The sequence below is a fragment of the Corallococcus sp. CA041A genome (assembly GCF_003612075.1).
Lineage (GTDB): Bacteria > Myxococcota > Myxococcia > Myxococcales > Myxococcaceae > Corallococcus > Corallococcus exiguus.
Genome location: NZ_RAWF01000323.1, coordinates 1 through 10,253, shown reverse-complemented (window position 1 = coordinate 10,253; position 10,253 = coordinate 1). Strand labels below are relative to the sequence as shown.

The 10,253-nt window shown below is 71.0% G+C and carries 10 protein-coding genes; 3 read left to right on the top strand and 7 right to left on the bottom strand.

All coding sequences use genetic code 11. The annotated features are described in order from the left end of the window. Nucleotides 1-271: 271 nt before the first annotated feature. Together D7V77_RS36895 and D7V77_RS36890 are read left to right on the top strand one after the other, a co-directional pair. Nucleotides 272-988 carry a hypothetical protein gene (locus tag D7V77_RS36895; RefSeq protein WP_120580944.1) on the top strand — a complete coding sequence of 239 codons (717 nt, stop codon included), beginning with the start codon at nucleotides 272-274 and terminating at the stop codon, nucleotides 986-988. Between the two features lie 38 nt (nucleotides 989-1,026). Continuing rightward, nucleotides 1,027-1,854, top strand: coding sequence for an alpha/beta hydrolase (locus tag D7V77_RS36890; protein ID WP_120580943.1), 828 nt, complete (start codon nucleotides 1,027-1,029; stop codon nucleotides 1,852-1,854). 59 nt (nucleotides 1,855-1,913) lie between these two features. On the opposite strand, the gene D7V77_RS36885 is transcribed toward D7V77_RS36890, so the two are convergent. Together D7V77_RS36885 and D7V77_RS36880 are read right to left on the bottom strand one after the other, a co-directional pair. Continuing rightward, entirely contained in the window at nucleotides 1,914-3,107 is a 1,194-nt protein-coding gene (locus tag D7V77_RS36885; protein ID WP_120580942.1) for a FadR/GntR family transcriptional regulator, read from the bottom strand. Between the two features lie 794 nt (nucleotides 3,108-3,901). Further along, on the bottom strand, nucleotides 3,902-4,786 hold the full coding sequence (locus D7V77_RS36880; protein ID WP_120580941.1) for an SDR family oxidoreductase: 885 nt from the start codon (nucleotides 4,784-4,786) through the stop codon (nucleotides 3,902-3,904). A 70-nt stretch (nucleotides 4,787-4,856) separates the two neighbouring features. Between D7V77_RS36880 and D7V77_RS36875 the strand changes: the two genes are divergently transcribed. After that, nucleotides 4,857-5,528 (top strand): TetR/AcrR family transcriptional regulator, encoded by a 672-nt coding sequence (locus D7V77_RS36875; protein WP_120580940.1) that lies wholly within the window; start codon nucleotides 4,857-4,859, stop codon nucleotides 5,526-5,528. Nucleotides 5,529-5,624: 96 nt separating this feature from the next. Here D7V77_RS36875 and D7V77_RS36870 read toward each other — a convergent pair whose 3' ends face one another. The 5 genes from D7V77_RS36870 to D7V77_RS36850 are packed head-to-tail and all read right to left on the bottom strand — an operon-like array spanning nucleotide 5,625 to nucleotide 10,141. Continuing rightward, nucleotides 5,625-6,428 (bottom strand): heme ABC transporter ATP-binding protein, encoded by an 804-nt coding sequence (locus D7V77_RS36870; protein ID WP_120580939.1) that lies wholly within the window; start codon nucleotides 6,426-6,428, stop codon nucleotides 5,625-5,627. Beyond that, nucleotides 6,425-7,510 (bottom strand): iron ABC transporter permease, encoded by a 1,086-nt coding sequence (locus tag D7V77_RS36865; RefSeq protein WP_120580938.1) that lies wholly within the window; start codon nucleotides 7,508-7,510, stop codon nucleotides 6,425-6,427. Before D7V77_RS36865 ends, D7V77_RS36870 begins: the two co-directional genes overlap by 4 nt. After that, a complete protein-coding gene (locus D7V77_RS36860) occupies nucleotides 7,507-8,406 on the bottom strand; it encodes a hemin ABC transporter substrate-binding protein (protein ID WP_120580937.1) in 900 nt (299 codons plus the stop codon). Before D7V77_RS36860 ends, D7V77_RS36865 begins: the two co-directional genes overlap by 4 nt. After that, on the bottom strand, nucleotides 8,403-9,482 hold the full coding sequence (locus tag D7V77_RS36855) for a hemin-degrading factor (protein WP_120580936.1): 1,080 nt from the start codon (nucleotides 9,480-9,482) through the stop codon (nucleotides 8,403-8,405). Before D7V77_RS36855 ends, D7V77_RS36860 begins: the two co-directional genes overlap by 4 nt. Then, a complete protein-coding gene (locus D7V77_RS36850) occupies nucleotides 9,482-10,141 on the bottom strand; it encodes an HmuY family protein (protein WP_120580935.1) in 660 nt (219 codons plus the stop codon). The genes D7V77_RS36855 and D7V77_RS36850 overlap by 1 nt, the downstream gene beginning before the upstream one ends. Nucleotides 10,142-10,253 lie beyond the last annotated feature (112 nt).

Sequence of the window (10,253 nt, the reverse complement as noted above, 5' to 3'; positions counted from 1 at the left end):
CACCCCCAGCGTCAGCCCCACCTCCACCAGCACCCGCACCTGCGTCGGATGCGCCTCCGCCAGTGTCCGCGCCAGCGCCAGCGCCGACGTGTAGCGGCCTCCCCGGCGCAGGCGGTCCACCTCGCGCAAGGGCTCGGAGAGCTCCGGGGGCCACGCCTGTCGTCCGTTGCGTTCCATGGGGTGGGGGCGGTCGTCCGCATTTCGCAGGCACGTCCCGGGGTGTCAAGGCTGCGACTTGACCCGGAGGCCCGGTCGCGCGAAGAGCGCTGGCATGAAGCCCTGGGAAACAGTGGAGCGAGCGCAGTTGCCGGACGTGGGCGAGGTCGTGCTCGCCAAGCGGGACGAAGAGTACGTGCTGCGCGTGCGCGGCCAGACGTTGATGTCCAGCCGCCAGCATGGCTCGGAGATGGCCATGGCCGACGCCGGCTGCGCGAACTTCGCGGCGGACGCGCCCGCCCGGGTGCTCGTGGGCGGGCTGGGCTTCGGATTCACGGTCCGCGCGGTGCTCGACCGCCTGGGACCGGGTGCCCGCATCGTTGTCGCGGAGCTGATGTCCCCGGTCGTGGAGTGGAACCGGGGTGTGCTCGCGTCGCTGGCGAACGCGCCGCTGGAGGACCCGCGAGTCACCGTGGTGGAGGGTGACGTGGGCAAGGTGATGCGCAGGCAGCAGGGCGCCTTCGACGCCATCCTGCTCGACGTGGACAACGGCCCGAAGGCCCTGACCCACCCGGACAACGACAGCCTCTACGACCTCACCGGCGTGTCGCACGCCTTCAACTCCCTGCGCTCCAACGGAACGCTGGTGGTGTGGAGCGCCGGGCCCTCGCCCGCGTACGTGAAGCTGCTGGAAGAGGTGGGCTTCACCGTCAACCTCCTCCACCCCACGGCGCACGGCACCAAGGGGCCGCGGCACACCCTCTTCGTCGCCCGGCGCGTGCCCAAGGCGAAGTCCTCGTCCTCGTCGTCCCGTTCGCCGTCCCGGCGCTGAAGCACCCGAGCATTCATCCCTTCCAGAGGTGGCAGCCCATGCGGTGTGTCCGTCTGTTCCTGCTCGCCGTCGTCCTTGTCAGCGGCGTGGCCCATGCCGCTGAAACGGAGCCGATGCCTCCGCACGCGACATTCACGCTGCCGTCGAAGAAGCTCCGGGAACCGCGGCGCATCAACGTCTACACGCCGCCCGGCTATGACTCGGCGAAGGGCGTGCGCTACCCCGTCCTCTACATGCCCGACGGCGGCGAACAGGAGGACTTCCCGCACGTCGCCACCACGGTGGACTCCGCCGTCCGCGCTGGGGAGATGCGGCCCGTCATCCTGGTAGGCATCGAGAACACCGAACGGCGCCGGGACATGACCGGCCCCACGCAGGTCGCGGAGGACAAGGAGATCGCCCCACGCGTGGGTGGCTCCGCGGCGTTCCGCGCCTTCCTGCGCGACGAGCTGATGCCCCACGTCCGCCGCAAGTACCGCGTCACCGACGAGACGGCCATCATCGGCGAGTCGCTCGCGGGGCTGTTCATCATGGAGACGTTCTTCCTCCAGCCCGGGATGTTCGGCACATCCATCGCGCTGAGCCCCAGCCTCTGGTGGAACAACGAGGAATGGGTGCGCAAGGCCGGCGACCAGCTCAAGGCAAGGCCGGGCCTGAAGGCCACGCTCTACATGGCGTCCGCCGGCGACGACGTCGCGGCCGAAGCCGGACGCCTGGCCGAAGCGTTCCGCGCGAACGCGCCCACGGGACTGAAGTGGAAGTACGAACCCCATCCCGACCTGCTCCACGCCAACATCTACCGTTCGCTGGAGGCGAAGGTGCTGCGAGAGGCCTTCGCGCCCGCCTCCACGAAGGCGGTTCCTTGAGCAGCTAGCCAGACGCAAGTCGCCGCAGGAACAACAGAGGACGCAGGGGCTGTCGCCACTCACGAAGCAGGCAGGCCCAGGGTCATGGCAATGAATCGCCAGAGGCGAGCAGCCCACCAGCCCAGGGGGACCCGGCCGCCGTGAAGCGGACCCGCGTCCGTGTGCCCCGCCCCCTGAGAGAAACCGCGAGAGCCCCTGGGCACGAGTTGCTCCTCCACTCCCAAGGCGGCAGAACCTGTCCGACAGCAGGACACGTCGCCCACGGCCGCGCTCACCGAATCCCCGTCACACGCCCCATCTGGCTCACAGGGTACGAGCCAGATGGATGCTGGAGACCGTAGCGGCCCGCTGGTTTGCTCCACGCGGAAGCCGTGTTCCTGGACGAGCCCCTCACTGCTCTCGACTGCTGGGGTGGGACAGTCAAGGACACGCTCCTCCACGCCGGGGCGTGCTTCCACTGCATTGACCTGCGCGGTGGCTGATGCAGGGGCAGGGGGGATTTCCTCCTGGGCGCGGTTGTCCTGAGAGGATGAGCGCCCCTGAGGAGCAGGAGCGAAGGCATTCAGCACGCGCTCATCGCGCGCCTTCAGCAGCGCTGGCAGCTCATGCTGAAGTGCCTGCACGTCGCGCTCGTTCAGAATCGCCATCGCGCGGAAGGCCCACTCACGCAGCGCCGCTCCGCCCATGAGCGGCAGCAGTTGGGCGGCTCCTCCCAGAAATGCCCTCTGCAGGGATTGAACGAGGAGCACGTGCCCCGGACGCGCCGCCACCCGCGCCGCATGCCGAAGCAACTCGAATTCCGCCCGCGCGCAGGTTTCCCCCGACTCCCAGTGCGCCGCGTCCTGGAGCTGGTAGCACGTGCTCCCCAGCCGGTCCAAGTCGAGGTCCGAGGCCCTCGCGCAGCAGTCGGCCAGAAGCTCCACCAGCACCTGCCGCCTGAGGCTGAAGTAGCCCTCCAGAAGCCACCGGGCATCCGGGTTGCTCGCGTCATGTAGCGCCAGCCCCAGGTTCTCCAGCGTCAGCGACTCATCCAGCGGCACCGCTCGCGTCTTGCGTCCGGGACGCTGAAACACCAGCCCCCGTGCCGCCAGCCGCCGCAGCGCCTCGCGGATGGTGCCCCGACACACCTCATAGCGGCGCGCCAGCTTCGCTTCGGAGCCGAATTGCCCGCTCGGGTGCAGCCGCCCCAGCGCGATATCGCGCTCGATTTGCGCCTCCACATAGGCCACGAGTCCTCGCCGTTCCATCCCCATTCCCCCTCCTCGTCACAGCATCGCCATCCAACCACAGGGGTCTGACATGGACGTGCGGGCCCACCCTTCTCATTGCCAGACAGGGGGGCACCCTCCGGGCCCGGTCGGAGAAAAACCTGTCCTACTGTCGGACAAGTTCGCGGGCCGCATGCGGCAAAAACCTGTCCGACTGTCGGACAGGTTTTGAGGCAACCGGCCCCGGGCGGGGCATCTGTCCGTGCCCACGTTCGCGTCCGCGTACGGCCACGACCGCGGCCCACCATCGAGGTGGGGCTTCATGCGGCGCATCCCTGTCCGACTGTCGGACAGGTCTTGAGGTAACCGACCCCGGGCAGGGGCCTCTGCCCGTGCCCCACCTTCGTGTCCGCGTACGGCCACGACCGCGGCCCACCATCGAGGTGGGGCTTCATGCGGCGCATCCCTGTCCGACAGTCGGACAGGTTTCCGGAAAGCGTGCCCGGTGGGCGGCGCTGTGCTCCTCGCGGAGAACTTCAGGCCGTGCCAACCCCTGTGCAAGTCGCTGCACGTCCGGGCGCTGGAAGGACGGGGTCTGGAGTTCGCGACGGCTGAGGGCGCCATCGACACGGCGCAGTGGCTCGACCCGGCAGTGGTGGCCTTTCGTGGTGGCATCAGTCCTTCGGAGCTGGAGGGCTTCGTTCGTCTTCACTGGCGGGTGGGCCCCGCGCAGCGAGGCATTCTTCCAGCTCACCGACGCGCAGCTCGCCGCGGCCCTGGACTCGCCCACGCCGCCAGTGCTGAAACGGCGTCCGGCATCCTGAGCCTGGGGCACGCCGCTACGGCGTGAGCCGCGCGGTGCCCGTGCCCACCGTCTCCGGAGGCCGCATCATCCCGGCCGCCACGCGCAGGCCCAGCCAGCGCGGCGTGAAGCGCGTCAGGTTCGCTTGCATCCAGTTGCGCCACCCCGGCACCACCGACGCCCGGCCCTGGTCCAGGGCCTTGAGGGCGTGCAGCACCACCTCCTCCGCCGTCGCCATGGGACCGACCGCGGCCTGCTGGGTGCCCACCACCTCGAAGAAGGCCGTCTTCACGGGGCCTGGGCACAGCGCGAGCACACGCACACCTCGCTCTCGCGTCTCCTCCGACAGCGCCTCCGTGAAGGACAGCACGAACGCCTTGCTGGCCGCGTAGATGGCCATGTACGGCACCGGCTGGAAGCCCGCGATGGACGCCACGTTGAGGATGCCGCCCACGCCGCGCGCGAGCATGTCCGGCAGGAACAGGTGGCTGGTGTCCGCCAGTGACGTGACGTTGAGCATCACCTGCTCGTGCTGCCGCGCGAACGGCGCCGCGTCGAAGGCCCCGTGCGTGCCGAAGCCCGCGTTGTTCACCAGCAGGTCCACCCGCAGGCCCTTCTCCTGGCAGCGCGCGTACAGCTCGCGGCCCGCGCCCTCGCGGCCCAGGTCCAACGCGATGACCTCCACCTGGATGTGGTGGGCCTCCGTCAGCTCCGCCGCCAGAGCGCGCATCCGGTCCCCGGAGCGGGCCACCAATATGAGATCCATCCCTCGCGCCGCCAGCTCGCGGGCGAACTCCACCCCCAGCCCGGACGACGCGCCCGTCACGAGCGCGCGGTGGCCTGCGTAGGGGAAGGCCTTGCCCCTCGGGGCGGACGGCGAGACAGACGAACGAACAGGGGACTGGGACGAGGTCGTTTGCATGGGGTTAGAATGTGAGCGGTCGCTCACGTTCTCAACTCGCGTGGTGCTCACATTCCCTTGAGGAGGCCTCATGCCCCGCCGTCCCCCTCCCTCCCGTCGCAGAGCGCCCCGCCAGGAGCGGGCGCAGGCCACGGTTGACGCCATCCTCACCGCGACTGCTCGCGTTCTGCTCAGGGACGGCTACGAGGCCGCGAGCACCAACCGCATCGCCCAGGAGGCGGGGGTGAGCGTGGGCTCGCTCTACCAATACTTTCCCAGCAAGGAGGGGCTGGTGACGGCGCTGATGGAGCAGCACCGCGCGCGGTCACTGGCGGACTTCGAGTCCGGGCTGGTGCCGCTCGCCGGGCAGCCGCTTCCGGTGGCGATGCGCGCCATCATCCGGCAGGTGCTCGCGGTGAAGCGGGAGAACCCTCGCCTGCAGCAGGTGCTTCACGAGCTGATGCCGCGGATGCGGCAGTGGGGCCTGTCGGATGCGTACTCGCAGCGGCTGCACCGGCTGGTGCGTGCGTTCCTCGCGCCCCGCTTCGAGGACCTGCGCCCCCGGAACCTGGACATGGCGGTCTTCATCCTGGTGAACACCGTGGAGGCGCTGTGCCACACGGCGCTGACGGACCGGCCGGACTACGTGGAGGACGATGCGTTCGTGGATGAAATCGCCGCGCTCGCGGTCGGCTACCTGCGTCCGGAGCCGGCCCAGGCGCGTCCAAGGCGCGCGACGCGGGAGCGCGTGGCCCGCGTGTGAAGGGCACAACGTCCTTCCGCGAGGAGGGTCCGACGCGTGGCCTTGGAGGGGCGTTCTCGCGCGTGGACACCCTCCTCGCGGGAGGAAGGCCGTGTGTCAGGGCGGCGCGGGTGCGCGGCCCAGGGGAATCACCAGCGGTCCGGGCAGGTCCGGCCGCGACACCACCTCCACCTGCAACCCGAAGGTGCCCGCGATGAGGCCGGGCGTCAGCACGCCCGAAGGCGTGCCCGTCTCCACGCACCGGCCCTGGTCCAACACCGCGATGCGGTCCGCGTACCGCGCGGCCAGGTTCAGGTCATGCAACACCGCGAGCACCGCGCCGCCGTCCTGCGCGAAGGCGCGGGCACGCTCCAGCACCAGGTGCTGGTGGGACAGGTCCAGGCTCGCCGTCGGCTCGTCCAGCAGCAGGTAGCGGTGGCCGTGCGCGGGCGGCGTCCACAGCTGGGCCAGCACGCGGGCCAGTTGCACGCGTTGCCGCTCGCCACCGGAGAGCGTCGTGTACGCGCGCGAGGCCAGGTGCTGCGTGTCCGTGGCATCCAGCGCCGCGCGGGCGATGTCCAGGTCGGACGCGTCACCGCCACGCCGGGCATGCGGGCTGCGGCCCAGGGCCGCCACTTCCAGCGAGGTGAAGCCGAAGCCCAGTGAAGACTCCTGCGGCAGCACGCCCAGCCGCTGTGCGCGCTCCAGGTAGGGCCACTGGTGCAGCGCGCGGCCCTCCAGGTACACGTCGCCCGTCTTGCAGCGCAGCTCGCCTGATAGCGCCGCGACCAGGGACGACTTGCCCGCGCCGTTGGGGCCCACCACGGCCAACACCTCGCCGGGCTGGACCTCCAGCGACAGTGGACCGGCCACCCTGCCCCGCCCGCGCCACACCTCGATGCCGCGAGCTTCCAGGCTCATGCCGCCCCCTTGCGCGCGAGCAGCCCGATGAAGGCGGGCACGCCCAGCACCGACGTGAGCGCGCCCACCGGCAGCTCCGATGGGGAGGACAGCGTCCGCGCGAGCAGATCCGCCGCGAGCAGCAGCGAAGCCCCCGACAGCGCGGATGCGGCCAGCAGCCTGCGGTGGTCCGGACCGAGCGCGATGCGCAGCAGCGCCGGCACCAGCAGGCCCACGAAGCCAATCATCCCGCAGAACGACACCGCGGCTCCCACGCCCAGCGCGGCGGCGAGGATGAGCTTTCGCTTGAGCCGCTCCACGTCCACGCCCAGGTGCCACGCCTCACGCTCGCCCAGGAGCATCAGGTTGAGCGCCCGGGCCTCGCTCAAGAGCAACCCCAGCGTCACGACCAGCGGAATCGCCGCGGCGCCCACGGTCTCCCACGACGCGCCGCCCAGGCTGCCCAGGCTCCAGAAGGTGATGGTGCGCAGCTGCGCGTCCGACGCGGCGTGCGTGAGCAGGCCCATGCCCGCGAACGCGCCCGCGCTCACCGCCACGCCCGCCAGCAGCACGCGCGGCGTGTCCGTACGCCCGCCTCCCGTGCCCAGCCGCAGGGCGAGCACCGTCGCCGCCAACGCGCCCAGGAAGGCCGCCCCCGGCACCACCAGCATCCGCAAGGGCCCCACGTGCGCGGCCAGCGTCACGTCCAGCACGATGGCCAGCACCGCGCCCAGCGCCGCTCCGCTGGAGGTGCCCAGAAGGCCGGGCTCCACCAGCGGATTGCGGAAGAGTGCCTGGAGCGCGGCGCCCGTCGTCGCCAGCACCCCGCCCACCATCACGGCCATCAGCACGCGCGGCAGGCGCAAGGTGAACAGCACCGCGCGCTGCATGGAGTCCATCCGGCGGGAGGCGTCGCCCAGGCCCAGCGCCTCCCAGAGACTTCCGAGGATGGCGGACGGCGGCACCGTCATGGAGCCCACCGCCAACGACACCAGGACCATCAACGCCAGCAGCAGTCCCAGCGTCACCCACGGCCCCGCGCCCGGCAGCCGCGAAGGCACCGGACGCGAAGCGGGCACGGGCATGGCCTCCGACGCGCTCATTTGCCGCCGCCCTTCGCCGGAGCCTGGGCCGGAGCCGAAGCCGGGGCCAGCGCGTCCTGCACGCGGGCCACCGCCTGGCCCAGGTTGGGTCCCAGGCCCATGAAGTCCACGTCCTCCACGGTGACGAGCTTCCAGCCCTTCACCTGCGACAGACCGGGCAGCTTCGCCAGCCCCTCCGCTCCGCCCACGGACGGCACCGAGCTCGCGGGCAGCAGCACGAACTCCGGCGCCGCCGCCACCACGGCCTCCGCGCCCAGCGGCTTGTAGCCCGGCAGCGAGTCCGCCGCGTTCATCCCGCCCGTCAGGCGGATGAGCGTGTCCGCCACGGTGCCCGAGCCCGCCACCATCATCGTGCCCGCGCCGCGCGCGTAGATGGCGAGGATGCGCGGCGGCTTCGTGCCCTTCACCTGCGTCGCGCGGTCCGCCGCCTTCTTCAGGTCCGCGTCCAGCTTCGCCACCAGCGCCTTGCCCTGCTCCGGCGTGCCCAGCCGCTCCGCGATGCCCTGGATGCGAGCGCGTGCGCCCTCCACCGTGGGCTCGTTGGCGAACGTCTCCACCTTCATGCCCGCCTGCTTGAGTTGCTCCAGCACCGGCGGAGGCCCGGCCTCCGCGGAGCCCAGCAGCAGGCCCGCGCCCAGCGACAGCACGCCTTCCGCGGACAGCGCGCGCTGGTAGCCCACCGTGCGCACCTTCGACGCCTCCGGCAACGCCGCGCTGGAGTCGTCCACGCCCACCACCCGGTCGCCCGCGCCCAGCGCGAACACCGTCTGCGTGATGGCCGGTCCAATGGTGATGAGCTTCGGCGCCGGTGCGGGCTTGGGGGCGGGAGGCGCCGCGTGCGCCACCAGCGCGAACAGGGCCGTGGCGAGGCCCCACTTCGAGGCCGTCCGCCTCATGACGCCACCTCCACCGCGGGCAGCGTCCGGACCAGTTCCTCCATCAGCGTCCGCCACGCCGGGGACTCCAACTCGCCCGGCTTCCGCTTGCCGAACAGCAGCGCGATGTTCTCGCCCGCCTTGTCGAACAGCTCCAGCGAGGTGACGTCGCCGTCACGCGTGGGCTTGCGCACCACCCAGGCGGTGTGGACGTGGTCCGCGCGGACGTGCAGGTTGAAGCCCGGGTCCATCACGTTCATCCACGGGCCCATGGGCCGCACCGTGCGCACCGGGCCGGTGTGGATTTGAATCGCGCCCGGGTTGCCCACGAACACCATGATGGGCAGCTCGCTCGCCGCGGCGCGCTCCAGCGTCCAGCCCAGCGAGTCCGGCGTCACCGGCTTCGCGAACTCCGTCCCGGCAAGCCGCAGCGCCTGCGTGCGCGCCACCTTGAACTTGCCGAGCAGCGCGAAGAACTCGTGCGTGTCCTGGAGCGCGCGCCAGCCGGCCTTGAGCCCCAGCGCGTCGATCTCCGAGTCCGGCCGGGGCTCGGCGGGAGGAGACACCGGCACCACGTCCAGCACGTGGCGCTGGTCCTCGTGCTGGAGCTCGCGCACCAGCCCCTCGAAGGCGGCGACGTTCGCGTCGTCCTGGAGGTAGATTTTGTGCACCGCCGTGCCGGCGGCGTCGAACACCTGGAAGCTGCGGCGCACCGTACCGGAGAGGTCCTCGCGCAGCGCGAAGACGAAGCACCAGCGCGACAGGAACAGCCGCAGGTCGATGTCCTCGTCCAGCACCAGCGCCCGGGCGCCGTGCAGCTCCACCTTGCGGTAGATGCCCTTCTTCTCGTGCACCGCGGACGCGTTGCGCGTGAGCGCCATCACCCGGCCCAGCGACTCCAGGCGGGGCAGCAGCACGTCCAGGCGTGGTTCCAGCCGCACCAGCTCGCCGTTCAAGCCGGTGGCGAGCAACTCCGCCTCGCTCACGCCAAGCTTGTCCGCCGCGTCGCGGATGCGCATGCGCGGCTCGGACTCACGCAGGGCCACCCAGCGCTCCCGCAGCGCGGCAAGCGGGCTCCCCTCCCCCGTGCGGCCCATCACGGCTGCCCCCCGGCCGGCGCGGCCACCTGCGCCCAGAGCAGCTTCATCATCGCGGGCGTGCCGGCGGCGTCGTAGTACGACTGCACCTGCACCTTGAAGTACGTCCCGGAATCCGAGCGCACGACATAGAGCTGGTCGCGCGGCGTGAGCGTATGGGTCGGCAGGTCGTAGACGTACCAGCCGTCCCCCAGGTTGAAGACGGTGTCCGGGCTGTCGCCGGTGTCCGGGCCGTCCGCCGCGTCCGTCATGTAGCCGGACGCGGGCGCCTGGGTGAGCGCCACGAACGTCGTGCCCGGCACGATGGCCACCTGCACATTGCCCGTGCCGCTGACGCCGCCGCGCGCCTTCACCGTGTAGCGCTGGAAGGCCAGGTCCCAGACCGCGTCCTCGGTCGCGCTCACCTGCTTGCCCGTGTCCAGATCCATGCCCACCCACGCTTCCGCGTTGGTCGCGTCGACGACGGAGGTGAACGAGCCGTCGCCGTTGTCGTGGTGCTTCAGGTTCGCGCCGTCCTGCGGCGTGACGACGGGGTTCTCGTCCTCGTCAGGGCCTGGCGTGGGCTGGAGGTCGTCACCGCATGCGGTGCCCAGACCCGCGATGAGCAGCGCCGCGCAGGCGCGGCCCAGGAAGCCGGGACGGAAGGGAATGAGGAACATGCGAACTCCTTCAGTGTGCAGGGGTGAAGAATCAGAACCGGGTGGAGACACCGGCCTGGCTGTCTCTTATTACACATCTGACGCTGCCGACGATCTTACGCGTGTAGATCTC

Bases quoted from the DNA above. Each gene is read 5' to 3' on its own strand.
- D7V77_RS36895 (WP_120580944.1), top strand. From the start codon at position 272: ATGAAGCCCTGGGAAACAGTGGAGCGAGCGCAGTTGCCGGACGTGGGC.
- D7V77_RS36890 (WP_120580943.1), top strand. From the start codon at position 1,027: ATGCGGTGTGTCCGTCTGTTCCTGCTCGCCGTCGTCCTTGTCAGCGGC.
- D7V77_RS36885 (WP_120580942.1), bottom strand. From the start codon at position 3,107: ATGGGGATGGAACGGCGAGGACTCGTGGCCTATGTGGAGGCGCAAATC.
- D7V77_RS36880 (WP_120580941.1), bottom strand. From the start codon at position 4,786: ATGCAAACGACCTCGTCCCAGTCCCCTGTTCGTTCGTCTGTCTCGCCG.
- D7V77_RS36875 (WP_120580940.1), top strand. From the start codon at position 4,857: ATGCCCCGCCGTCCCCCTCCCTCCCGTCGCAGAGCGCCCCGCCAGGAG.
- D7V77_RS36870 (WP_120580939.1), bottom strand. From the start codon at position 6,428: ATGAGCCTGGAAGCTCGCGGCATCGAGGTGTGGCGCGGGCGGGGCAGG.
- D7V77_RS36865 (WP_120580938.1), bottom strand. From the start codon at position 7,510: ATGAGCGCGTCGGAGGCCATGCCCGTGCCCGCTTCGCGTCCGGTGCCT.
- D7V77_RS36860 (WP_120580937.1), bottom strand. From the start codon at position 8,406: ATGAGGCGGACGGCCTCGAAGTGGGGCCTCGCCACGGCCCTGTTCGCG.
- D7V77_RS36855 (WP_120580936.1), bottom strand. From the start codon at position 9,482: ATGGGCCGCACGGGGGAGGGGAGCCCGCTTGCCGCGCTGCGGGAGCGC.
- D7V77_RS36850 (WP_120580935.1), bottom strand. From the start codon at position 10,141: ATGTTCCTCATTCCCTTCCGTCCCGGCTTCCTGGGCCGCGCCTGCGCG.